Source organism: Micromonospora sp. NPDC048830 (assembly GCF_043198215.1).
In the GTDB taxonomy this organism is placed as follows: domain Bacteria; phylum Actinomycetota; class Actinomycetes; order Mycobacteriales; family Micromonosporaceae; genus Micromonospora.
The window spans coordinates 34,103-57,738 of the sequence record NZ_JBICUP010000018.1 but is presented as its reverse complement, the minus strand read 5'-3'; the positions used below and the strand labels follow the sequence as shown (position 1 = coordinate 57,738).

Annotated in this window: 18 protein-coding genes; 4 read left to right on the top strand and 14 right to left on the bottom strand. The window is 75.2% G+C overall.

Features of this window, described 5'->3' with window-relative positions; genetic code table 11:
- Positions 1-160 precede the first annotated feature (160 nt).
- Together ACGFIZ_RS17250 and ACGFIZ_RS17245 are read right to left on the bottom strand one after the other, a co-directional pair.
- Positions 161-2,689 carry a transposase gene (locus tag ACGFIZ_RS17250; protein ID WP_393420396.1) on the bottom strand — a complete coding sequence of 843 codons (2,529 nt, stop codon included), beginning with the start codon at positions 2,687-2,689 and terminating at the stop codon, positions 161-163.
- A 15-nt stretch (positions 2,690-2,704) separates the two neighbouring features.
- A complete protein-coding gene (locus tag ACGFIZ_RS17245; protein ID WP_393420277.1) occupies positions 2,705-3,709 on the bottom strand; it encodes a DNA primase in 1,005 nt (334 codons plus the stop codon).
- A gap of 116 nt (positions 3,710-3,825) precedes the next feature.
- Between ACGFIZ_RS17245 and ACGFIZ_RS17240 the strand changes: the two genes are divergently transcribed.
- Positions 3,826-4,161: a helix-turn-helix transcriptional regulator gene (locus ACGFIZ_RS17240; protein ID WP_347665970.1), complete on the top strand. Its 336-nt coding sequence runs from the start codon at positions 3,826-3,828 to the stop codon at positions 4,159-4,161.
- A 150-nt stretch (positions 4,162-4,311) separates the two neighbouring features.
- Here ACGFIZ_RS17240 and ACGFIZ_RS17235 read toward each other — a convergent pair whose 3' ends face one another.
- The 10 genes from ACGFIZ_RS17235 to deoC all read right to left on the bottom strand — a co-directional run bounded on the left by ACGFIZ_RS17235 (position 4,312) and on the right by deoC (position 15,704).
- Positions 4,312-4,986 (bottom strand): permease prefix domain 1-containing protein, encoded by a 675-nt coding sequence (locus tag ACGFIZ_RS17235; RefSeq protein WP_393420275.1) that lies wholly within the window; start codon positions 4,984-4,986, stop codon positions 4,312-4,314.
- A gap of 59 nt (positions 4,987-5,045) precedes the next feature.
- A complete protein-coding gene (gene cydC / locus ACGFIZ_RS17230; protein ID WP_393420273.1) occupies positions 5,046-6,803 on the bottom strand; it encodes a thiol reductant ABC exporter subunit CydC in 1,758 nt (585 codons plus the stop codon).
- A complete protein-coding gene (gene cydD, locus ACGFIZ_RS17225) occupies positions 6,800-8,479 on the bottom strand; it encodes a thiol reductant ABC exporter subunit CydD (protein ID WP_393420271.1) in 1,680 nt (559 codons plus the stop codon). Before cydD ends, cydC begins: the two co-directional genes overlap by 4 nt.
- Complete coding sequence (locus ACGFIZ_RS17220; RefSeq protein ID WP_393420269.1) at positions 8,476-9,480, bottom strand: cytochrome d ubiquinol oxidase subunit II; 1,005 nt, start codon at positions 9,478-9,480, stop codon at positions 8,476-8,478. The genes cydD and ACGFIZ_RS17220 overlap by 4 nt, the downstream gene beginning before the upstream one ends.
- Before the next feature lie 10 nt (positions 9,481-9,490).
- Positions 9,491-10,741 carry a cytochrome ubiquinol oxidase subunit I gene (locus ACGFIZ_RS17215; protein ID WP_393420267.1) on the bottom strand — a complete coding sequence of 417 codons (1,251 nt, stop codon included), beginning with the start codon at positions 10,739-10,741 and terminating at the stop codon, positions 9,491-9,493.
- A gap of 388 nt (positions 10,742-11,129) precedes the next feature.
- The gene (locus ACGFIZ_RS17210) at positions 11,130-12,035 is read right to left on the bottom strand and encodes a M56 family metallopeptidase (RefSeq protein ID WP_347665965.1); all 906 of its coding nucleotides are present in this window, start codon (positions 12,033-12,035) and stop codon (positions 11,130-11,132) included.
- 10 nt (positions 12,036-12,045) lie between these two features.
- Complete coding sequence (locus ACGFIZ_RS17205) at positions 12,046-12,417, bottom strand: BlaI/MecI/CopY family transcriptional regulator (RefSeq protein WP_393420265.1); 372 nt, start codon at positions 12,415-12,417, stop codon at positions 12,046-12,048.
- A gap of 44 nt (positions 12,418-12,461) precedes the next feature.
- Complete coding sequence (locus tag ACGFIZ_RS17200; RefSeq protein WP_393420263.1) at positions 12,462-13,286, bottom strand: aldehyde dehydrogenase family protein; 825 nt, start codon at positions 13,284-13,286, stop codon at positions 12,462-12,464.
- Positions 13,279-14,709, bottom strand: coding sequence for an aldehyde dehydrogenase family protein (locus tag ACGFIZ_RS17195; RefSeq protein ID WP_393420261.1), 1,431 nt, complete (start codon positions 14,707-14,709; stop codon positions 13,279-13,281). Before ACGFIZ_RS17195 ends, ACGFIZ_RS17200 begins: the two co-directional genes overlap by 8 nt.
- Before the next feature lie 5 nt (positions 14,710-14,714).
- Positions 14,715-15,704 carry a deoxyribose-phosphate aldolase gene (gene deoC, locus ACGFIZ_RS17190; RefSeq protein ID WP_393420259.1) on the bottom strand — a complete coding sequence of 330 codons (990 nt, stop codon included), beginning with the start codon at positions 15,702-15,704 and terminating at the stop codon, positions 14,715-14,717.
- Positions 15,705-15,848: 144 nt separating this feature from the next.
- Between deoC and upp the strand changes: the two genes are divergently transcribed.
- Together upp and ACGFIZ_RS17180 are read left to right on the top strand one after the other, a co-directional pair.
- Complete coding sequence (upp, locus tag ACGFIZ_RS17185; RefSeq protein WP_347665961.1) at positions 15,849-16,481, top strand: uracil phosphoribosyltransferase; 633 nt, start codon at positions 15,849-15,851, stop codon at positions 16,479-16,481.
- A gap of 101 nt (positions 16,482-16,582) precedes the next feature.
- The gene (locus ACGFIZ_RS17180) at positions 16,583-17,260 is read left to right on the top strand and encodes a GPP34 family phosphoprotein (protein ID WP_393420256.1); all 678 of its coding nucleotides are present in this window, start codon (positions 16,583-16,585) and stop codon (positions 17,258-17,260) included.
- Positions 17,261-17,482: 222 nt separating this feature from the next.
- Here the strand turns inward: ACGFIZ_RS17180 and ACGFIZ_RS17175 are convergent, their stop codons facing one another.
- Complete coding sequence (locus ACGFIZ_RS17175) at positions 17,483-19,153, bottom strand: phospho-sugar mutase (RefSeq protein ID WP_393420255.1); 1,671 nt, start codon at positions 19,151-19,153, stop codon at positions 17,483-17,485.
- 67 nt (positions 19,154-19,220) lie between these two features.
- The gene (locus tag ACGFIZ_RS17170) at positions 19,221-21,476 is read right to left on the bottom strand and encodes a protein kinase (protein WP_393420253.1); all 2,256 of its coding nucleotides are present in this window, start codon (positions 21,474-21,476) and stop codon (positions 19,221-19,223) included.
- Positions 21,477-21,675: 199 nt separating this feature from the next.
- On the opposite strand from ACGFIZ_RS17170, the gene ACGFIZ_RS17165 reads away from it, so the two are divergent.
- Positions 21,676-23,259 carry a methylmalonyl-CoA mutase gene (locus ACGFIZ_RS17165; protein ID WP_393420251.1) on the top strand — a complete coding sequence of 528 codons (1,584 nt, stop codon included), beginning with the start codon at positions 21,676-21,678 and terminating at the stop codon, positions 23,257-23,259.
- Positions 23,260-23,636 lie beyond the last annotated feature (377 nt).

Here is a 23,636-nt window from a genome sequence, read left to right as displayed (position 1 = left end):
CGGCTAACGCCGGGCCACCGGGCGCTTTGCGCTGCCCGCCCGACGTCGGCGGTCGGGTCGGGTGGACCCACACCCATGTCGCCGACATGGCGGCATCGCGTGGGCTCAAATACCCCGATGTCGCCGATATGGGTGTCGGTTCACCCCGACCGCCGGTTCGTCAGGATCGGTATCCGGCGGAGCGGTACTCGTACTCCCGGTCGTCGTCGCGGTCGCCGGTGTCCCGGGTGAAGTCCCAGCCGCCGGCCGCCTCCCGCCCCGGGCGTCCGCCGACCGCGAACCCGCCGATCTCCTGTCCCCGGCGCCAGCCGCGGAAGTAGCCGGTGGTGTTCTCGGCCAGGCTGGCCGCGTCGCGGACGATCCGCAGTGGACGCTCCTCCCGCAGCGGCGAGCCGGGCACCAGGTTGGCCTGCGGAACCCGCTTGGGCAGACCGGCCTTCGTCTCGGCGCCCACAGCCGGGCGGGCGGCCTGCTCGGCCGCCTGCCAGCCGCTGTCGGCGGTGCTCGACCAGTCCGGCTCGGCGTCGTCACCGTGACCGACGAACCAGGCCGACTTGGTGGCCGCGAAGATCAGCAGGTCGCCGTCGCCCTCGTCCGAGACCGGCGCGGTCCGCCGTTCCAGCGGGGCGGGACGCGCCGGCCGCTGCTCCATGGCGGGGCGCTCCGGCTCCGGCCGGTGGAGGTCCCCCCGGTCGACGAGCCGCAGCGGCGGGTTCTCCAGGTGCGGGTCGGTGGCCGGGATCGGCCCCTCCCGCAGCGCCCGGTCGGCCAACGGCGGCGGCTCGACCAGCCGCAGCATCGGTGGCTCCTGCGGCAGGTCGTCGGCAAGCCAGGGCGGGGTGACCCGGCCCTCGCCCGTGCCCGGATCGGTCGGCGCGTCGACCTGACGGGGACCCCGCTCACCGAAGGGCCGTGCCCCGGGGTTGTCGGCGCCGCTGTCGGCGAGGTCGTCGGCGTTGTTGACCAGCGGCCAGTTCGCCCGCGAACCCGGGGGAGCGGACTCCGGGCCGGGACGGGGGCTCGGCACCGGGATGCTCAGGTCGGTCGCGCTGAAGGCACCGGTCGGCGGGCCGGCGTCGTCGGTCGTCTTGGGCCGGGGCGGGATGACCATGCGCTGCCGCTCCGCGCGGGCGTTCTGGATCGCCGCCGTGGTGAGGGTGGGCCGGAAGGGCTCGCCCGCCTCGGCCGGCGGCACGGGCCGTTCCCGCTGGGCCGGGGCGATCGGCGTGATGCCCGGTGGTGGGGGCGGTGGCGCGGAGACCGGACGGTTGGTCGGGGCGTCCACGATGGAACGCGGCGGGGCCGACACGGGCGGCGCGGACACCGGCGGCGCGGACACCGGCGGCGCGGACACCGGCGGCGCGGACACCGGCGGCGCGGACACCGGCGGCGCGGACACGGGCGGCGCGGACACCGGCGGGGTGGCCGAGGCGGCCGGGGCCACCGGGCGGGGGGCTACCGGCGGTGGCGCGACGGGCTCCGGCGCGACCGGCGGCGGGCCGAGCGGCCGGGGCGGCAGGGGTGGGTTGCCGCCGGAGACCGGCTCGGGCAGGCTGCGCCGGCCACCGACCGGAACGGGGTCGGTCTGGCTGCGCCGACCCCCGGCCAGAAGGGAGTCGGTCGGGGTGCGCCGGCCACCGGTGGGCCCCTGCTCGGACTGGTTCGGCCGGATGGTGCGCAGGCCGCCGCTGGTGCCGCCGGTGGGGCCGGGTCGCTCGCCCGGCTCGCCCCGCCGGCCGGGAGCCTGAGCGGGGGTCGTGCCCCGGGCGCTCAGCGCGCCGACCAGCGCCTCGCAGCCCGCGTCGCAGGCCCGCACCGAGGCGACGGCCTGGCGGACGGTCTCCGCCGCGGCCGAGGTGAGGGCCCGGCTGACCGCGGCGCGGCGCGGGGTCTCGGAGATGGCCACCCGCAGCGCGGTCACCGCGTCGTTGATCGAGTCTGCGTCCGCGACACCGTCGGCGGTCAGATGGGCGGCGATGGCGTCCGCCGCCACCGAGACGTCCCGGCCGCGGGCGATGGTGCCGGCGAGCATGCCCGGCTCGGGCAGGGCGTCCAGCACGGCCAGCGCGACCGGCTCGGCCGGGTCGGGGTATGCCCGCAGCGCGGCCGGATAGAGCTCACGCAGCACCTCGCGCAGCGCCACGGCGGCGGAGTGCCGGCCGTTGGCGAGCGCGGCGTGCGCCGCGAGGACCTGCTTGTAGCCGGCGAGGTCCCGGGGGGCGGGCAGGGTGACGGCGGAGAGCGCGCCGGCCTGGAGGGCGCGGGCCAGCCCGACGGCGCGCCGCTCGGCCGGCGGGGACTGGATCTCCTCGACCGAGTCGTCGTCGGCGAAGCGCTCGGCGAAGTCGTCCACCGAGTCGTCGTCGGCGATCGCCAGGGGACGACCGGCGGCGCTGAGCAGCGAGGTGACCGTGTGGTCGTCGCTGTCGGCGGCGATCGCGGCGCCGCTCGGCCCGCCCGACCGCTCCACGAGCAGCGCGACCAGTTGGGCGTAGCCGGCCGGGTCGTCGCCGACCTCGCAGACATGGAGCAGCCGGCCTGCGTCGTCGACCACAGCGGACGTCAGTGTCGAACCGGCCGAGGCCGGTCGGTCGGCCGGATCCGCCGAGGCCAGACCGCAGTACACGCGCACGAGCGCCACGGCGTCGTCCTCCTCCCGGGACTGAGGTCTTCTCTGCCAGAGACTGATGCTCCCTGGTACGCGTCAGTCGCGCCAGTCCACGACCGCAGAGATCTTGCCGACAATGGTGCGCCAACCGAGGCTGGCGGTCTGCGCGCCGATTTTCTTCAGCCGCCGCCGGCCGAGGAATCCGCCGAGCCCGCCGTTGACCGAGGCGCGCAGCGCCTCGTCCAGATCGTCCAGGCTGGACCCGGCGGAGAGCATGTCCAGCACCGCGGGCATACGCAGCGCGTACGCGACGTCCCGGGCCACCTCGCCGGCCTCGATGAGCAGGGGCGGGTCCCAGGTGTCGTGCCCGCCGCGCAGGTTCTCCACGACCAGGTCCAGCTCGTACGTGTCCTCGTCGAGCGGCGCGATGTCGGCCGGCTCCACCCGTTCGGCCAATTCATTCCAGCTGTCCAGCTGGGACATGTCGTTGGGCGCGCCGGACCGGACGAAACTGACCAGCGACTCCGGTGACTTGAACAGCAGCAGCCGGCCCCGGTGGCTGAGGAAGATCGGCACCTCCTCGTCGCACTCCTCGTCGCCCGCCTCGTCCTCGGCGTCCTCGCCCGCCTCGTCCTCGGCGTCCTCGTCCGCCTCGTCGGCCTCGGCGTCAGTGTCCTTGGCCCGGGACTTCGCCTTGGCCGCCTCCGCCTCGTCGGCCTCGGCGAACTCGGCGGCCACCTCCTCGTCGAGGATCACGACCTCGTCGTCCTCCACCTCGACCACCTGTCGGCGGGCGAGGAACGGGTCGTCCTGGTCCCGCTCGGTGACGTCGGTGGGGGTCAGCTCCCGCGCCGGCCGGTACGCCCGCAGCGTGAAGCCGGTGCCGGCGGGCAGGTTGATCTCCACCGGGTCGATCCGCAGCTCGTCCCAGAGCGAGCGGTCGACGTTCCGCGCCGCCGGGCCGTCGGCGTCCTCCTCGGCGGTGGCGGCGGCGTTCTCCTCGACGGTGGCGTCGGTGTCGTCGAGCTCGGGCTCGTCGGCGTCGGGCCGTTGGGGCGACTGGCGGGCCACGCTGACCTCCGTGTGCTTCGGGCTGCCCACCCGGCGACGTCCGACCGCCGAGTGACTCTGGGCACATACCCTAGTGGGCGGCTCCGGCCGGCTGCTGCCCGCACCCCGGTAGCGGTCCGGCTGATGAACAAGTAGCGTTGCTACACGTGAAGGCCCAGGCGCTGCACGGACACCTCGACGCGCTGCTGCTCGCGGTGCTGGAGCGGGGCGCGCTGCACGGCTACGCCATCATCGAGGCGCTGCGGGCCCGCAGCGAGGGACACCTCGACCTGCCCACCGGGACCATCTACCCGGCGCTGCGCCGGCTGGAACGGGCCGGGCACGTGGCTAGCAGTTGGAGCACGGTCAACGGCCGGGAACGCCGGACGTACGAGCTCACCGACTCGGGGCGCCGCGCGCTGGCCGGCGAGCGGGACGGCTGGCGCGAGTTCAGCGCGACCGTCGGCCGCTTCCTCGGCGACAGCCCCGTCTCCCGGGCCTGACCCGCGGCCCCGAGCCGCACCGGTTCGCCCCACCCCCGTCCGTCGGCGGGGTAACCGGAGTGATCCGCCGCCCGCTAGCGGGCCGCGAGCAGCTCAGCGGGCCGCGAGCAGCTCAGCGGGCCGCGAGCAGCTCAGCGGGCCGCGAGCAGCTCAGCGGGCCGCGAGCAGCCAGGACCGGGCCGCCCGGGCGAGCCACAGGAGGGCGGCCGTGACCGCGACCCCGCCGACGATCATCGGCGGCCAGGTGAGGGCCGCCTCCCACAGCCCCAGCGACCACGCGTACAGGGCCGCGCCGTTGAGCGCGCCCAGGCCGAGCGCCGCCGTCAGGCCGAGCCCGACCAGCCGGGCGAGCCGGGGCAGGGCGGGGTGCGCCGACCGGGCCGAGGCGGCCACCAGCAGCAGCCCGGCCGCCGCGAGGAGGGCGATCGCCAGCCAGATCGCGTCGAGCGAGCCGGACAGCAGCAGGTAGCCGGCCGGTGGCCGCGGGCCCGTGCCGCTCCAGCTCGACCCCCGCCAGGTCAGGTCGCCCGCGGCCACCAGCACGCCGGCGACCGCGAGCACCCGCAGCGCCAGGCCGCGCAGCGAGCCGGCCGCCAGCTCCGCCTGGTAGGCCGGACCGAGGCCGGCGGGGTCGCCGAACTCGGCCACCGCCCGCCGCTCGGCCTCCGCCGCCGACAGCCCCCGGTCCCGGTACGCCTCGACGGCGTCCTCCAACGCGTGCCGGGCCTCCGTCAGCAGGTCGGCCTTGAGCCGAGCGGGGCCGCGCAGCCGGTCGTCCAGCTCGCGCAGCCGATCCTCGACGCGTACGACGTCGCAGCGGGCCATGGGGCGAGCCTGCCACGCCCGGGCGGCCGGCGCGTCGGGGAGATTCCCCGAATCCCGGCTCAGGGGCGGGGGGTCAGGGCCAGGTAGCCCCGCTCGGCCGCCTCCTGCAGCAGCCACTGGTCCCGGTACCAGCCCGGCGTCGCGACCAGCTCGGCGTGCCGGCCGCGCTGCGCCACCCGGCCGGCGTCGAGCACCACGATCTCGTCGAGGCCGGCCAGCCCGCTGAGCCGGTGGCTGATCAGCAGCACGGAGTGCCCGGCCGGCGTGGCGGCCAGCGCCGAGGCGAGCACCGCGTCGGCGGCGGCCGGGTCGAGCCCCTCGGTCGGCTCGTCCAGCACCAGCACCCGGGGCGCGGCGAGCAGCGCCCGGGCCAGCGCGAGGCGCTGCCGCTGGCCGCCGGAGAGCTGGCCGCCCTCCTCACCGACGACGGTGTCCCAGCCGGCGGGCTGGGCGCGTACCCAGTCCAGCAGGCCGGCCGCCCGGGCCGCGTCGGCCAGCTCGGCCTCGTCCGCGCCGGGCCGGCCGAGCAGCAGGTTCTCCCGGACGGTGGCGTGGAAGACGTACGCCTCGGCGAGCAGCCCGCCGACCGCCCGCGGCAGCTCCTCGGGCGGGTACGCCGACAGGTCCACCCCGTCCAGGGTGACCCGCCCGCTGTCGGAGCGCACCGCGCCGGTGAGGACGGCGGCGAGGGTGCTCTTGCCGGCCCCGCTCGGCCCGACCACGGCGACCCGCCGGCCGGCCGGCAGGTCCAGGGCGAACCCGTCCAGCGCGGGCGCGGCGTCCGACCGGTACCGGACGGTCACCCGATCGAAGCGCACGTCGTGCGGGGCGTCCACGACCGTGGCGGCGGGCGCGGCCGACGGCTCCGGTCGCTCGGCCGCCGGGGCGGCCAGCAGGGCGGCCACCCGGACCAGCCCGGCCCGCAGCCCGGCCCGCTGCCGGGCGGCACCGACCAGGGCCAGCGCCACCTCGACGGCGGTCAGCGCGCCGACCGCCAGCACCCCGACCAGCACCCCGCCGACCCCCGCGCGGAGTGCGATGACCACCACCGCCCCGGCGGTCGCCCCGGCGACCAGCACCCCGGCCGCGTCGACCGCGAAACCCGTCGCGGCGAGCCGCCGTTCGAGCCGGGCCAGCCGACGGGCCCGCCCGGCGGCGGCGTCCAGCGCGTACCCGGTCGCGCCGAAGGCGGCCAGGTCGGCGGCGCCGTGGGTGAGGTCGATCGCGTCGGCGGCGAGCGCGCCGCGCAGCGGGGCGACCTCGTCGGCCGCACGGCGGGTCAGCGCGGTGGCCGCCACCGGCAGCCCGACCCCGGCGACCAGCAGCCCGACGGCGAGCACCCCGGCCGCCGCGGGGGAGACGGCCGTGGCCCCCGCCACCGCCAGCACGCTCACCAGCGCGGCGGCCGCCCCCGGCACGAGCACCCGGAGCAGCAGGTCCTGCACCGCGTCCACGTCGGAGACCAGCCGGCTCAGCGCGTCCCCGGTGCGCGGTCGCGCCGCGTCGCGCCGGCCGGCGAGGGTGGCGAAGACCCGGGCCCGGACGTCCGTGACCATCCGCAGCACGGCGTCGTGGCCGGCCAGGCGCTCGGTGTAGCGGAACACGCCCCGGCCGATCGCCAGCGCGCGGACGGCGACGATCGCCACGGTGAGCCGGTCCAGCGGCGGGCGGCCGGCGGCGCTCATCAGCAGCCAGGTCGCGGTGGCCATCAGGGCCAGCCCGGCGAACTCCGTGGCGGCGGCGAGCAGCCCCGCCCCGAGCAGCCGGCCCAGGTACGGCCGGGCGAGCCGGAGCACCGTCCGCTCGGCCGCACTCATGGCGCCACCTCCTGCGCGGGGGCCGGCGTGAGCTCCGTGACCCGGCCGTCCTCGACCCGCAGGACCCGGTCGGCGTCCTCCAGCAGGGCCGGCCGGTGCGCCACCAGCACGGCCGTGCGCCCGGCGACGAGCCGGCGGGTGGCGGCCAGCACCGCGGCCTCGCTCGCGCTGTCCAGCCGGGCGGTGGGCTCGTCGAGCAGGACGACGGGGGCGTCCCGGAGGAACGCCCGGGCCAGCGCGACCCGTTGCCGCTGGCCGCTGGACAGGCCGTGGCCGCGTTCGCCGAGCACGGTGTCGACCCCGTCGGGCAGGGCGGCGACCACCTCGTCCAGCGCGGCGGCGGAGACCGCCGCGGCGAGCGCGTCGCCGGGGGTGTCCGGGGCGCCGAGCCGGATGTTGTCGGCCAGCGTCGCGGCGAACAGGTGGGCCCGCTGCGGCACCCAGGCCAGTTGGCGCCGCCACGCGTCCGGGTCGGCCCCGGCCAGGTCGACCCCGCCGACCGTCACCCGGCCCGCCGTCGGGGCGACGAAGCCGAGCAGCAGGTTGAGCAGGGTGCTCTTGCCGGCCCCGCTCGGCCCGACGACGGCGATCCGCTCCCCGGGCCGGATGGTCAGCGACACGTCCCGCAGCGCGACGGTCCGCTCGTACGCGACGGTCACGCCCTCGAACCGGATCTCGCCCCGCCCGTCCGGCACCGGTCGCGGCCCGGCCGTCGGGGTAACGGCCGGCCCGGTGGCGGAGAGGGTGAGCGCCTCGTCCAGCGCGGTCAGCCCCTCCATGCTGGCGTGGAACCGGCTGCCGGCCGCCCGCAGCGGCAGGTACGCCTCCGGCGTGAGCAGCAGCACCAGCAGCGCGGTGGACAGGGTCAGCCCGCCGCCGAGCAGCCGGATGCCCACCGGCACCGCCACCAGCGCCACCGAGAGGGTGGCCACCAGCTCTAGGACCAGGGCGGACAGGAACGCGATGCGCAGCGTGCGCATGGTGGCGGCCCGGTGCCCGTCGGCCATCCGGCGTACCACGTCGACCTGGGCCCGGGCCCGGCCGAACGCGCGCAGGGTGGGCAGCCCGGCGACCATGTCGAGGAAGTGCCCGCCGAGCAGCGACAGCCGGCGCCACTGGCGTTCGGTGGCGGCCTGCGCCTGCCAGCCGAGCAGCGCGCCGAACACCGGGATCAGCGGCAGGGTAAGCGCGATGATGACCGCCGAGCCCCAGTCGGCGAGCGTGATCCGGGCCAGCACGGCCAGCGGCACGGTGACGCTGAGCACGAGCTGCGGCAGGTACCCGGTGAAGTAGGCGTCCAGCGCGTCCAGCCCGCGCCCGGCCAGCGTGGCGAGCTGCCCGGCCCGCTGCCCGGCGACCCAGGCGGGCCCGTGTCGGCCGACGGCGGCCAGCAGGTCCTCCCGCAGCGTCGCCTTCACGGTCGCGGCGGCCCGCGCCGCCACCGTGCCCTGCGCCCAGGCGACCAGCGCCCGACCGGCGACGGCGGCCAGGAAGCCGGCCAGCGCGGGCCGGTCCAGCCGGCCGTGGAACGCGGTCGCCAGCAGCGTGGCCAGCGCGGTGGCCTGCCCCACGACCAGCAGCGCCGCCAGCCCGCCGAGCACCGCGAGCACGGCGAGGTCGCGCCGGGCCGCGGGGACCCGGCGCAGCAGACGCGGGTCGAAGGGGCGGCGGTTCACCAGTACACCGGTGCCCTGCCGTCGGTCCGTCCCCGGAACACCCACCAGCACATCGCCTGAAAGCCTAGTAGGGCCGGCAGGAGCGGCACCGTGAGCCAGCCCAGCAGGGACAGGGTCGGCCGGCTCGCCGCCGCGTCGGCGACGGCCAGCGAGGCCCCCGGGTCGACGGTGGAGACCAGCGCGTACGGCCACAGCGTCGCGCCGACCGCCGCCACCGGCAGGGCCAGCGCCGCGCTCGTGGCCGCGAAGGCGAGCCCCGGCCGCCGCCGGGCGAGCGCCACCCGGGCCGCCAGCAGCGCCGCGAACAGCGCAACCGGCAGCAGTACGGCGAACATCGGGCGCTGCGCCGCGGCGCGTACCCCGACGGAGAGCCCGCCCGCGACGGCGGCCAGGGCGACCGCGGCGAGCGCCACCGGCACCAGCCGGCGGGCGGTACGGGCGAGCGCGGCGGCCTCGGCGACCGGCAGCCGGAGGGTGAGGAACGTCGCACCGTGCACGGCGACCAGGGCCGCCATGGCGAGCCCGCCGGCCGCCACGAACGGGGTGACCACGTGCCCGACCCCGGCGACGTGCCCGGCGGCGGTCAGCGGCACCCCCTGGAGCAGGCCGGCGAGCAGTGCACCCCAGCCGAGCGCGGCGAGCAGGCTGCCGGCGACGACCACGCGGTCCCAGCGGGCCCGGGCCGACGGGGTGGCCGGGCGACCACGCAACTGCACGCCGACGGTCACCGCGATCACCCCGACCAGCGCGGTGACGACCACCGGGTAGAACCCGGAGAGCAGCTCACCCTCCAGGGCGGGGAACGCGCCGAACAGGATGCCGGCGGTGGCCACCAGCCACACCTCGTTGCCGAGGAAGAACGGGCCGAGGGCGGTGAGCGTGGCGCGGCGGGACGTCCCGCCGCCCCGGGCGAGCAGCAGTCCGACGCCGTAGTCGTAGCCGCCGAGCACGAGGTAGGTGGCGAAGAAGAAGCCGAGCAGGGCATACCAGGCGAGTTCCACGGGGGGCTCCTCAGCTGAAGACGGGCACGGGGCGGGTGTCGTCGGTGCCCGGACCTGGCGGGCGGCCGAGCGCCGGGTCCGCGGCGCCCCGGGCGGCGTGCCGGGCGAGCAGCACCCAGTTGGCGACGGCGAGCGTGCCGAGCAGCGCGGTGAAGCCGATCAGCGAGACGAACATCACCGGTGCGCCGACCGGGGAGACCGCCTGCCCGGTGGGGAGCAGCCCGTACGCCACCCACGGCTGGCGGCCCACCTCCCGGGAGATCCAGCCCAGGAGCACCGCCACGAAGGGCAGCGGCAGCGCCAGCAGCAACAGCCACAGCGGGAACCGCAGCCGGATGATCGCGTCCCGCCAGAGCAGCGGCAGCAGCAGCCAGAGGCAGCCCAGGGCGAAGCCGATCAGGATCATGAAGCCCAGCCCGACGTTGGCGAGCACCGGCGGGGTGTAGTCGCCGGGCCCGAACCGCGCCGTCCACTCGGCGACCAGTGCCTCCTGCTCCGGGCTGCCGCCGAACTTGGTCGGCTGCACCCGCCCCACGGGGCCGAACTGGGCGAAGCCGAAGCCCTGCACGAGGGTGATCGCGAGCGTCGCCGTGACCAGCCCGATCCGCAGCGAGGTGCGGAACACCGCGTGGTCGGGGGTGCGCCGGATCAGGTGGTACGCGCTGACCGCCGCCATCAGCATCCCGCCCGTGAGCAGTGCGGCGGACACCACGTGCCCGAAGGCCATGCCGAGGGTGGGGTTGGTGAGCAGGGCGCCGAAGTCGGTGAGGTGGGCCACCCCGTCGCGCAGCTCGTAGCCGACCGGGTTCTGCAGCCACGAGTTGGCCACCATGATCCAGAACGCCGAGGCGTACGCGGTCAGCGCCACGCCCCACAGCAACGCCAGGTGGACGCCCCGGCGCAGCCGGTGCCACCCGAAGATCCACATGCCGAGGAACGTGGACTCCAGGAAGAACGCGACCAGCGTCTCGATGGCGAGGGGCGCCCCGAAGACGTTGCCGACGTAGCGCGACAGCCCGCTCCAGTTCAACCCGAACTGGAACTCCATCACCAGGCCGGTGGCGATGCCCAGTACGTAGTTGATCACGTAGAGCTGGCCCCAGAATCGGGTCAGCCGCTCGTACGCCGGGTTGCCGGTGACCACCCAGGCGGTCTGCAGCCCCACCAGCAGGGTGACCAGCCCCAGGGTGACGACGACGAAGAGGAAGTGCACCGAGGTGGTGGTGGCGAACTGCAGACGGGCGAGGAGCAGGGGATCCATGGTCGCCCTCCAAATGTTGGCTGGCTTGACATAGTTAGCCTACACGTAGTCTCTCTACCTATTGGCCGGGCGGGCCATGGTGGGTGGCCGGCTTGCGGGTGGCTGAGCTCGGGGATCGGGCCGACCACGCCCGGCTCCGGGCGGTCAGGCTTGATCCCTCCGCCGGGCGCGGTCGGCCCGATCCCGCTGTGGTCGCGGCCCGTTCGTCGGTGCCTGTCGTACGACCTGCCGGCGGATCAGGCGCGGGTCTGTGCCTCGCGCCCGTACCGGGCGGTGGTGGGCCGGTAGCACAGATGGGGCAGCTCCACAGTGCGACCGACTGGTCCACCACGGCCCGGTTGGTGAGCCGGAGCGTCGAGCCCGGAACAGGCGCCGCCGCGGGATGAACTCAGCTCAGGAAGAGGGAGACCGGTAGCGCGACCAGAGTCGTCGCCACCGCCAGCGCGGCGGCCCCCAGCAGGCGGGGCGGCCGGTCGGCGACCAGCAGCCGCTGGACCCGGACGTCCAGGTCCCGGTCGCCCACGCCGAGCGCGCCGGCCGGGGTGATCCGGTGGCCGGCCGCGGCGAACCGGCGCAGCGCGCCCGCCAGCGGCGCCTCGGCGTGCAGCTCGCGGGCCTTGTCGTCGGCGCGCATCTCGACCAGCAGGGCGACCCGCTCGTGCGCGTCCCGCACCCAGCGGAACCAGGGCAGCGCCCGGCGCAGCGCGGTGAACGGCAGCAGCACGAGATCGTGCCGCTCCTGGGCGTGCGCCCGCTCGTGGGTCAGCACCGCCTCCAGCTCGGCCCGGTCGAGCAGGTCGAGCGCACCCGCGCTGACCACCACCCGCGGCTTCACCCCCGGCAGGCAGTACGCCGCCGCGCTCGGGTGGTCCAGCACCAGCGCCCCCGGGACGGCGGGATCCCGCCGGGCCACCAGGGCGAGCAGATCCCGGTGCCGCCGCTGGGCCCGGACGGTCGCGTGGACGCTGCGTACCGTCGTGGTGAGCAGCACCGCGCCGATGCCGAAGCCGACGCCGACCAGCCCGAGGTGGACCTCCCCGAGATCGGCCGGAAGGGTGCCGTGGGCCAGGTCGGTGGCGAGGGCGAGCAGGGCGCCACCGGTCGGCCGGTCGTACGCGGCCAGGCCGAGCGCCATCGGCAGGCCCATCGCGGACAGGCCGAGCGCCAGCCCGACCGCCTGCCAGCAGACGATCGCCACCCGGGGGGCGCGCCACGTCCAGGTCGAGGACGCCAGGACCTGCGCGGTCAGGTAGCAGGCCAGGACCGTCGCGGCGAAATGCGCGGCGTACGCCATGACGCCCGCCCTACCGGTCCGTCGCCTCGTCGGCCAGGGCGGCCCGCAGCACGTCGGCCTCGGTCCCGCTCACCGAGCGGGCGAAGCGCACGAGCGCGGCGTCCCGGCTGCCGCCCAGCTCGAGGGCGTCGAGCATGAGCTGGGCGATGTGCGCCTCGCGGCTGGCCGCGGCCCGGTAGCGCCAGGCCCGCCCCTCCCGCTGGCGCTGCACCATGCCCTTGCCGGCGAGCCGGTCCAGCACGGTCATCACCGTCGTGTACGCCAGCTCGCGGCCGTCCAGCGCGTCGGCGACCTCGCGTACGGTCGCCCCGTCCGACGTGGCCGGGACCTTGTCCCACAGCACGTCCATCACCGCACGCTCAAGATCCCCCAGCCGAGTCACGAGCCAATCCTACCCCGCGTAGTAGACCCCACAAGCGCAGGACGTCAGACCCCCTTGGGGTGCCAGACCGTCTTCGTCTCCAGCAGCGACGTCATCCGGGTCAGGCCCGGGTCGGCCGTCCAGTCGTGGTCGGCCGGGGCGGGCCGGAGCACCCGCTTCAGGTTCTCCGCCGCCTTGACCTCCAGCTCCGCCGCCAGCTCCGCGTCGGTCACCCCGGTCAGGTCGATCGCGTTGACGTCCATGTGCCCGGCCAGTGTCGGCACCGTCTCGGTGAGCCGGCCGGTCAGGATGTTCACCACGCCGCCGGGCAGGTCGGACGTGGCCAGCACCTCGGCCAGCGTCACCGCCGCTAGGGGCTGCGCCGGCGAAGCCGCCACCACGACCGTGTTGCCGGTGACGATCGCCGGCGCGATCACGCTGACCAGGCCGAGCAGCGCCGGCCGTTCCGGGGCCACCACGGCCACCACCCCGGTCGGCTCCGGGTCGGACAGGTTGAAGTACGGACCGGCGACCGGGTTCGCGCCGCCGTACACCTGGGAGAGCTTGTCGGACCACCCGGCGTACCAGACCCAGCGGTCGGTCGCCGCGTCCACCTCCTCGCCCGGCACGCCGAGGGCCACGAACTGCTCGCGGCGACCCTCCAGCATCTCGGCGACCCGGTACAGGATCTGCCCCCGGTTGTACGCGGTCGCCCCGGCCCAGCCCTGCACGGCGGCCCGGGCGGCGACGACGGCGTCGCGCGCGTCCTTGCGCGAGGCCAGTACGACGTTGGAGTCCTGCACGATGTACGACCGTCCCGACTCGCTGCGCGGGAACTTCCCGCCGATGAAGAGCTTGTACGTCTTGCGTACCGCGACGCGCTCAGACATTGAGGTACGCCTCCAACCCGTGCCGGCCGCCCTCGCGGCCGTAGCCCGACTCCTTGTAGCCGCCGAACGGCGAGGCGGGGTCGAACTTGTTGAACGTGTTGGCCCAGACGACGCCGGCGCGCAGCCGGTCGGCCATCCAGAGGATCCGGGAGCCCTTCTCGGTCCAGATCCCGGCCGACAGCCCGAACGGCGTGTTGTTGGCCTTCTCGACGGCCTCGGCCGGGGTACGGAAGGTCAGCACGGACAGCACCGGGCCGAAGATCTCCTCCCGGGCGATCCGGTGCGCCTGGGTGACCCCGGTGAAGATGGTCGGCGCGAACCAGAAGCCCCGGTCGGGCAGTTCGCACGTGGGCGACCAGCGCTCGGCGCCCTCGGCGGAGCCGGCCTCGGACAGCTCCCGGATCCGGGCGAGCTGGACGGCGGAGTTGATCGCCCCGATGTCGGTGTTCTTGTCCAGCGGGTCGCCGACCCGCAGCTGAACCATCCGGCGCTTCAGCGACTCCAGCACCACGTCGGCGACCGACTCCTGGACCAGCAGGCGGGAGCCGGCGCAGCAGACGTGCCCCTGGTTGAAGAAGATGCCGTTGACGATTCCCTCGACCGCCTGGTCGACCGGGGCGTCGTCGAAGACGATGTTGGCGGCCTTGCCGCCCAGCTCCAGCGTGAGCTTCTTGCGGGTGCCGGCGACCGACCGGGCGATGCCCCGCCCGACCTCTGTGGAGCCGGTGAAGGCGACCTTGTCCACGCCCGGGTGCTCGACCAGCGTCCGGCCGGTGTCGCCGGCGCCGGTGACGATGTTGACCACGCCGGCGGGCAGGTCGGCCTGCTGGCAGATCTCGGCGAAGAGCAGCGCGGTCAGCGGGGTGGTCTCGGCCGGCTTGAGTACCACCGTGTTGCCGGCGGCCAGCGCCGGGGCGATCTTCCAGGACAGCATCATCAGCGGGAAGTTCCACGGGATGACCTGGGCGGCCACGCCGAGCGGCCGCGGGTCCGGGCCGAAGCCGGCGTGGTTGAGCTTGTCGGCCCAGCCGGCGTAGTAGAAGAAGTACGCGGCGACGAGCGGGATGTCGACGTCCCGCGACTCCTTGATCGGCTTGCCGTTGTCCAGCGACTCCAGCACCGCCAGCTCGCGCGAGCGCTCCTGGATGATCCGGGCGATCCGGTACAGGTACTTGGCCCGGTCCCGGCCCGGCATCGGGCCCCACACCTTCTCGTACGCCCGGCGGGCGGCGCGGACGGCGCGGTCCACGTCCTCCGCGCCGGCCTCGGCGACCTCGGCCAGCACCTCCTCCGTGGCCGGGTTGACCGACTTGAAGTTGCCGCCGTCGGTCGGGTCGGCGAACTTCCCGTCGATGAACAGCCCGTACGAGGGCTTGATGTCCACCACCGAGCGGGACTCGGGGGCGGGCGCGTATTCGAACATCGCTCTCAGTCCAGGGTGAAGTAGTCGGGACCGGGGTAGACGCCGGTCTTCAGCTTGGTGCGCTGCATGAGCAGGTCGTTGAGCAGGCTGGACGCACCGAAGCGGAACCAGTCCGGGTCGAGCCAGTCCGCGCCGACGGTCTCGTTGACCATCACCAGGTATCTGATCGCGTCCTTGCTGGCGCGGATGCCGCCGGCCGGCTTCACGCCGACCTGCCGCCCGGTGGCGGCGCGGAAGTCCCGGACCGCCTCCAGCATCACCAGCGTCACCGGCATGGTGGCCGCCACGGGGACCTTGCCGGTGGAGGTCTTGATGAAGTCGCCGCCGGCCAGCATGGCCAGCCAGGAGGCCCGCCGCACGTTGTCGTACGTGGCCAGCTCGCCGGTCTCCAGGATCACCTTGAGGTGGGCTCGCGGTCGCCCCTGGCGACCGGCATCAGCGCCGCCGCAGGCGTCCTTGACGGCGACGATCTCGTCGTAGACCTCCTTGTACCGGCCCGCGAGGAACGCCCCCCGGTTGATCACCATGTCGATCTCGTCCGCGCCGTCGGCGACGGCGGCCCGGGTGTCGGCGAGCTTGACCTCCAGCGGCGCCTGGCCCGAGGGGAAGGCCGTCGCCACGCTGGCCAGGTGCACGCCCGTGCCGCGCAGCACCTCGGCCACGTGCGGGACCATCGCCGGGTAGACGCAGACGGCGCCGACGTGCGGGCAGGACGGGTCGGCCGGGTCGGGGCGCAGCGCCTTGGCCGCGAGCGCCCGCACCTTGCCGGGGGTGTCCGCCCCCTCCAGGGTCGTCAGGTCGACCATCCGGATCGCCAGATCGATCGCCTGGGCCTTGGCCGTGGTCTTGATGGAGCGGGTGCTGAGCTGCGCCGCCCGCTGCTCCGCGCCGACCTGGTCCACGCCCGGCAGGCCGCGCAGGAAGGTCCGCAGAGCGGTCTCGGATCGTCCCAGCTCGGAGAGGTCCGACCGGGCCGACGTCGCTGTCGCCGTCATGCCCCGCAGTCTACGCAGCCGGCGCGGTGCAGTGATAACTGTCACTGTCGCGGGTGCGCGGGCCGCCGGCCCGCCTGGTGGGCGGCGTCGTCGGTGCGCCGCTCCCGCGCCGCCCGCACGGACGGTTCGGTAGGTTGGGCGATCGTGGACGTACACGTCATTGACCACCCGCTCGCCCAGTCGCGGCTGACCGCCATGCGGGACGCGCGCACCGACTCCTCGTCGTTCCGGGCGGCGCTGCACGAACTCACCACCATGCTGGTGTACGAGGCTGCGCGCTCCTTCCCCGTCGAGAAGTACCCGGTGCGGACCCCGGTGACCGACACCCTGGGCACCCGGCTGGCGAACCCGCCGCTGCTCGTGCCGGTGCTGCGGGCCGGTCTCGGCATGGCCGACGCCGCGCTCGGCCTGCTGCCCGAGTCCTCCATGGGCTTCGTCGGCCTGGCCCGGGACGAGGAGACGTTCGCCCCGCGCGCGTACATGGAGTCGCTGCCCCGTGACCTGAGCGGCCTGCCGGTGCTGGTCCTGGAGCCGATGGTCGCCACCGGTGGCTCGCTCGAGCACTGCTGCCGGCTGCTCGCCGACCGGGGCTGCACCGACATCACCGTGCTCTGTGTGCTGGTGGCGCCGCTGGCCATCGAACGGCTGGAGCGGTCCGGGCTGCCGCTGCGTCTGGTCACCGCCTCGATCGACGAGGGCTTGAACGACAAGATGTTCATCGTGCCCGGCCTCGGCGACGCCGGCGACCGTCAGTTCGGCGGAATGCCCCGTTTCTGACCCCGGTGGGCCGCCCCCGTCCGGGGCGGCCCGCGGGCGCGCCTCTCCGCCGGGCGGGTCAGGGCGCGCGGAGGTGCGGTCAGGCGCTACCGTCTCGGGCCATGACTGGTGTTGCGCTGGCCGAAGAGCTGCTGCTCCTCGCCTATGACGACGAATCCGGCAAGGCGACCATGCCGCGGATCAGCCTCGACCTGGGAATGGCCGCCGCGGTCCTGATCGAGCTGGCCCTGGCCGGCCGGATCGCGTACGTCGAGGGGAACCTGGCGGCCACCGACCCCACCCCCACCGGCGAGCCGATCCTCGACGACGTGCTGGCCCGGATCGCCGCCGACACCCCGCACAGCCCCTCCTCCTGGGTGCAGCGGCTGCGCCACGGTCTGCGCGACCGCATCCTCGGCGACCTCGTCGGCAGGGGCGTGGTGCGGGACGTCGACGAGACCGAGCTGGGGTTCATCCACGTGCACCGTTACCCCCTGGCGGACGCGGCGGTGGAGGCGGACACCCGCGGCCGGCTGGCCGAGGCGCTGGCCGGCGGGCAGGTCCCCGACGAGCGGACCGCCGCGCTGGCCACGCTGGTGGCGGTGCTGCGGATGGAGCCGGCGCTCGGGTTGGCCGGCGACGCGGCCCGGGACGCGCACGTCCGGCTGGAGGAGATCGCCGGCGGCGCCGGCTTCTCCGGCACCGTCAGCCTGGACGACTCGGTGGTCCGCCCGTCCGTCAGCCTCGTCGTCGCCGCGCTTGGCAAGGCGGTCGACGCCGCCCTCGGCAAGCGCGTCTGACCGCCCACCGGGACCGGGCCGCGAGCCCGGGAGCGCGCTCGCGCCAGCGCCGGTCCCGGCGGGTCTGCCCGACCACCCACCACTCGCTTTGGCCCCTTTGCTCTGCACCCGTCCGCGCGACGGCCACGTACGGTGACCGCCGCGTCGGCGGGTGCAGAGCAAAGGGCCCGCAGGCGGTGGGGCGGGGGTGCGGAGCGTGGCCGCCCGGCGGGGCCGCCGGGCTCAGAGGCCGAGGGCGGCGGCCGTCTCGGCACGCAGCGCCGCGACGGCGGCGGCTGCGCGGGTCCGGGCCGCGGCCACGTCGCCGTCCGCGACCGGCTCCACCACCTCCAGGTACGCCTTCAGCTTCGGCTCCGTGCCCGACGGCCGGATCACCACCCGGGCCGCCCCGGTCCACAGGATCACCACGTCCGCCCCGGGCAGCAGGTCCCGCGTCTCGGTCACCGGCCGGCCGAGCAGCTGGGTCGGGGTGGCCGCCCGCAGCCGGGCCATCGCGTCGGCGATCACCCGCAGGTCGTCCACCCGCACCGAGAGCTGGTCGGTGTGGTGCACCCCGAACTCGGCGGCCAGCTCGTCCAGCCGGTCGGTGAGCGTGCGCCCCCGCGCCTTCAGGTCGGCGGCCAGCTCGGCGACGGTCAGCGCGGCCGTGATGCCGTCCTTGTCCCGCACGCGGTCGGGGGCGACGCAGTAGCCGAGCGCCTCCTCGTAGCCGTACACCAGCGGCTCCGCGCCACCACCGGCCCGGACGATCCACTTGAACCCGGTCAGCGTCTCGTCGTGCGGCAGGCCACGCGCCGCGCACATCGTCCGCAGCAGGGACGACGACACGATCGTGGTGGCGTACAGGCCCTTGACGCCCCGGCGCATCAGGTGGTCGGCGAGCAGCACGCCCACCTCGTCCCCGCGCAGCATCCGCCACCCGCCGGCCGAGGCGTCGCGTACCGCCACCGCGCAGCGGTCCGCGTCCGGGTCGTTCGCGACGGCGATGTCCGCGCCGGTCCGCTCGGCGAGCGCCACCAGCAGGTCCACCGCGCCCGGCTCCTCCGGGTTGGGGAAGGAGACGGTCGGGAACGCCGGATCCGGCTCCGCCTGCTCGGGCACCACCCCGGGGACCGCGAACCCGGCCCGTACGAAGGCGGCGGCCAGCACCGCCGCGCCCACGCCGTGCAGCGGCGTGTACGCCACCGCCAGGTCACGCGGCCCGTCGGGGGAGACCACGGCGGCGGCCCGGTCCACGTACGAGACCACCAGGTCGTCGCCGAGCACCTGGCCGGCGGGGCCGAGCGGCACCTGGGCCAGCGGACCGACCGCCCGGATGGCCGCCTCGATCCCGGCGTCGGCCGGCGGCACGATCTGCGCGCCCGCGCCCAGCGCCCCGCCGAGCTGCGCGCCGAGGTAGACCTTGTAGCCGTTGTCCTGCGGCGGGTTGTGGCTCGCGGTCACCATCACGCCGGCCGCCGCGTCCAGGTGCCGCACCGCGTACGCCAGCACGGGCGTGGGCAGCGGGCGGGGCAGCAGCAGCGCCGGCCGCCCCGCGCCGGTGGCGACCTGGGCGGTGCGCTCGGCGAACTCCCGGGAGCCGTGCCGGGCGTCGTACCCGATCACCAGCGGGCCGGTGGCGCCCTGGGCGGCGAGCCAGCCGACCAGCCCGGCCGCGGCCTGGGTGACCACGGCGAGGTTCATCCCGTTCGGGCCGGCGCGCACTGGCCCACGCAGCCCGGCGGTGCCGAAGGTCAGCGGCCCGGCGAACCGGTCGGCCAGCTCCGGCGCGCTCGCCGGCAGCCGGTCGAGCACGGCCCGCAGCTCCTCGCGGGTGGCCGGGTCGGGGTCGTCGTCGAGCCACCGCTGGGCCCGCGCGCGAATGTCGTCGATGTCAGTGGTTTCCGCCGCCATTGCCACTTGATAGCACGGCGGCGGATCACTGCGTCCCGTCGGCCTTGATCCGGCCGGCTCGATGTCCTCAGTTGGCCCCGGTGAGCTGGAAGGACTTCACCATCTCGTCGAAGATCGGCTTGCTCTCCGCGAACCGGGCGTGGGTGGCGGAGAGGTAGAACGAGTAGACCCTGCCGTCGTGGACCACCCCGCGCCACACGCCGTGGCGCATGGCGTCGCCCTCGCCGCAGGTGTACTCGAACTCGGCCGCCGCCTGCCCGGCCAACTCCTGCTCGCTCATCGCGACCTGGTTGTACGGCTTCTTGCAGGAGCTGGAGTTGCCCCTGAGGCCCCGGGCGGCCGTCTCGGCCCAGCTCATCGACGTGCCGCTCCACTTCTCGGCGAGGATGCGCACCTTGCGCCCGCTGTCGTCCGGGTCGACGAAGTCGACCCAGAAGCCGCCGGCGCTCCTGCGCTCCCACCCCTTGGGGACCCGCACCGTGATGCCCTTGGTCGAGTGCTCCTGCATCTCCACCCCGGGCCCGGCGGCGGGGGCGGTCGGCTGGGCCTGCGGGGTCGACGGCGTCTCCGGGTCGCCGCCGCTGAACAGGACGACCGCGCCGATCAGCAGCAGCACGGCCAGGCCGCCGGCCGCGGCCAACTGCGCCTTGCGCGGCCAGCCCTTGACGGTGGTGAGGAGTTGGTCGCCGGCCCGGCGTACCCCGCCGAGCGCGCCGCCCCCGGCCGGGGCGGGCGCGGGGGCCGGGACCGTCCACGGCTGGCCGGTGCCGGGCACCGCCCACGGGCCCGCGCCGTACGCGCCGACCGGCTGGGTCGCCTCGGGCGCGCCCGGGTACCCCGGCACGGGCTGGGTGGCGTCCGGCCGGGGACCGAAGGGGACGCGCTGGGTGGCGTCGGGCGCGCCGCCGTACGGGACCCGCTGGGTTGCGTCTGGCGCGCCGCCGTACGGCACGCGCTGGGTGGCGTCGGGCGCGGCGCCGTGCACGCGCTGGGTGGCCTCCGGGGAGCCGTACGTGACCCGCTGGGTGGCCTCCGGCGCGGCGGTGGCGTCCACCCGCTGGGTGGTCTCCGACCCGCCGCCGTACGTGCGGCCGGCGGGCGGCTTCGGCAGGGCGGGCGGCTTCGGCAGGGCGGCCGACGCCGGCAGGGCCACCGGCGCGGGCATCGCCCCGGTCGGGGTGCTCAGCGGGCCGGCGAGCGCGTCGGCGCTGGTGTCGTCGGGCCCGGCGGGGGCGGTGGCGGCGGTGGTCTTCGGCTGCTCGCCCCGGCGCAGCGCGGCCAGCCGGTCGGTCAGCGACTCGCCGGGACCGAGCATCGCCCGGCCGCCGATCTTGCCGGTCGGCTTGGGCTCGGCGGCGGCGGGGGGCGGCGGGACGGCGACCGGCCGCGGCTGAACCGGCACCACGGCGTACGGGTCGGTGACCGAGTTGACCGCCGTGGCGGTGCTGGTCAGCGGGCCGGCCAGCAGTTCGCGCAGCATGGCGCGGGCGGTGTGCACGTCGAGCCGGCGGGCCGGGTCCTTCTCCAGCAGGCCCATCAGCACCCGGGTCAGCGGGCCGCTGCGCTGCGGGGTGGCCGGCGGGTCCTCCACCACGGCGTGCATGGTCTCGATCGGGTCGCCCCGGTCGAACGGGGGCCGCCCCTCGACCGCCGTGTACAGCGTCACGCCGAGGGAGAAGAGGTCGCTCGGCGGCCCGAAGTCCTGGCCCATGGCCCGCTCGGGGGAGATGAAGTGCGGCGAGCCGAGCACCATCCCCGGCGTGGTGAGCTGCACGTCGGTGGGCATCCGGGCCACGCCGAAGTCGGTCAGGACGCACCGGCCGTCGGTGCAGATCAGCACGTTGGCCGGCTTCACGTCGCGGTGCAGCACGCCGATCGCGTGCGCCACCTCCAGTGCGCCGAGCAGGGCGATGCCGATCTTGGCGACCGCGCGGGGCGCGACCGGCCCGTCCTCGATCACCATGTCGGCGAGGCTGCGGGCGTCCAGCAGCTCCATCACGATCCAGGGCCGGCCACCCTCGGTGACCACGTCGTACACCTGGACCACGGCCGGGTGCTGGATGGCCGCGGCGGCGCGGGCCTCGCGCAGGGTGCGCTCGTACATCGCGTCGCGGTCGCTGGGGGCGAGCCCGGGCGGGAGGACGACCTCCTTGACCGCCACGTCGCGCCGCAACAGGGTGTCGGTGGCACGCCAGACCGTGCCCATGCCGCCGTTGCCCACCGGGGACCGGAGCGAGTACCGGTCACCGATGGTGGTTCCGGGTGCCGCGCGTCCGTGGGGTGGGCTGGCCGCTCCGCCGCTCCACGTCGGGATCTGAGTCACAGAAAAGCCACCGGGGGAAGTCGAGGGGGCTGGGACACAACCCCTCTATCTTGCTGGTTCCGACGCCCGATGCGAAACCCGACGCGGCGGACCTTTACCGTACCCGACAGTACGTGCCCGGCCGTTCACCCGCGAGCCGCGCCCGGGGCGTGCCGAATCCCTCACCCGTCGATGTCTCGACGCGTCCTACCATCCGGGGATGAGCGAACGGCGGTCAAGCGAGTCCGGCTTCCCGATCGAGGGCGTCTACACGGCGGCCGACCTGCCCGCGGACCTGGACGCCAGGCTCGGCGACCCGGGGAGGTTCCCGTACACGCGCGGGGTCTACCCCACCATGTACACCTCCCGGCCGTGGACCATGCGCCAGTACGCCGGATTCGGCACGGCCGCCGAGTCCAACGCGCGCTACCACCAGCTGCTGCGCGCCGGCACGATGGGCCTGTCCGTCGCCTTCGACCTGCCGACCCAGATGGGGTACGACTCCGACGACCCGATCGCGCACGGCGAGGTGGGCAAGGTCGGGGTGGCCATCGACTCCATCGAGGACATGCGGGTGCTCTTCGACGGCATCCCGCTGGACAAGGTCTCCACCTCGATGACGATCAACGCGCCGGGGTCGGTGCTGCTCCTGCTCTACCAGCTCGTCGCCGAGGAGTCCGGGGTGCCGGGCACGGCGCTCAACGGCACGATCCAGAACGACATCCTCAAGGAGTACATCGCGCGGGGGACGTACATCTTCCCGCCGAAGCCCTCCCTGCGGCTGGTGGCGGACACCTTCGCGTACTGCCGCGGCGAGGTGCCGAAGTGGAACACCATCTCCATCTCCGGCTACCACATGGCCGAGGCGGGCGCGAGCCCCGCGCAGGAGATCGCGTTCACGCTGGCCAACGGCGTCGAGTACGTCCGCGCGGCGCTGGCGGCCGGGCTGGCCGTGGACGACTTCGCGCCCCGGCTGTCGTTCTTCTTCGTGGCCCGCACGACCCTGCTGGAGGAGGTGGCGAAGTTCCGCGCCGCCCGGCGGATCTGGGCCCGGCTGATGCGCGACGAGTTCGGGGCGAAGGACCCGAAGTCGATGATGCTGCGGTTCCACACCCAGACGGCGGGCGTGCAGCTCACCGCCCAGCAGCCCGAGGTGAACCTGGTCCGGGTGGCGATCCAGGGGCTGGCCGCGGTGTTCGGCGGCACCCAGTCGCTGCACACGAACAGCTTCGACGAGGCGATCGCGCTGCCGACGGAGAAGGCCGCCCGGCTCGCGCTGCGTACCCAGCAGGTGCTCGCGTACGAGACGGACCTGACCGCCACCGTCGACCCGTTCGCCGGGTCGTACGTGGTGGAGGCGATGACGGCCGAGATCGAGGCGGCGGTCGACGAGCTGATGGGCCGGGTCTTCGAGCACGGCTCGGCGGTGGACGCGATCGAGGCCGGCTTCCAGAAGCGGGAGATCGAGCAGTCGGCGTACCGGATCGCCCAGCAGATCGACTCCGGGGAGCGGGTGGTGGTCGGGCTCAACCGGTTCGCCGTCGACGCCGACGAGCCGTACGAGCCGCTGCGGGTGGATCCGGCGATCGAGGCGGCCCAGGCCGAGCGGCTGGCCAAGCTGCGCGCGGAGCGCGACGCGGGCGCGGTCGAGCGGGCCCTGGCCGAGCTGCGCGCCGCCGCCGAGGGCACGCAGAACGTGCTCCACCCGATGAAGGAGGCCCTGCGCGCCCGGGCCACGGTCGGGGAGGTCTGCGGCACCCTGCGCCAGGTCTGGGGCACCTACCGTCCCAGTGACCGTTTCTGACCGGTCTCCCGCCCGCGCCGTGTGCGGTCCCCGGGCGGTGGGTAAGCCGTCCGGGTGACCGGGGACGGACAGCGTGTGCGGGAGCGTGGCGCCCCGCCATGTCACTGTCGGGAGTCGTACGGCCGCTCGTGGTGGTCGGTTAGTTGTCCGAGCGGCCGTTAATTGACGCGACTAATGCGACAATTCGGAACGACGGCCCCGGGTCGACGGCGACTTCGTGACCGCGAATCGGTTACGCGTTGTAGGAGGTGGGGCAGATGACGGCGTTCGACCGCGATCTACCTGCTGTCCCGCAGGTTCTGGAGCCCTCGAACCTGGACATTCGTGACGCTGCGCGTCCCAATCGTCACGAATATGATGGTGCGCAGCGTCACCTT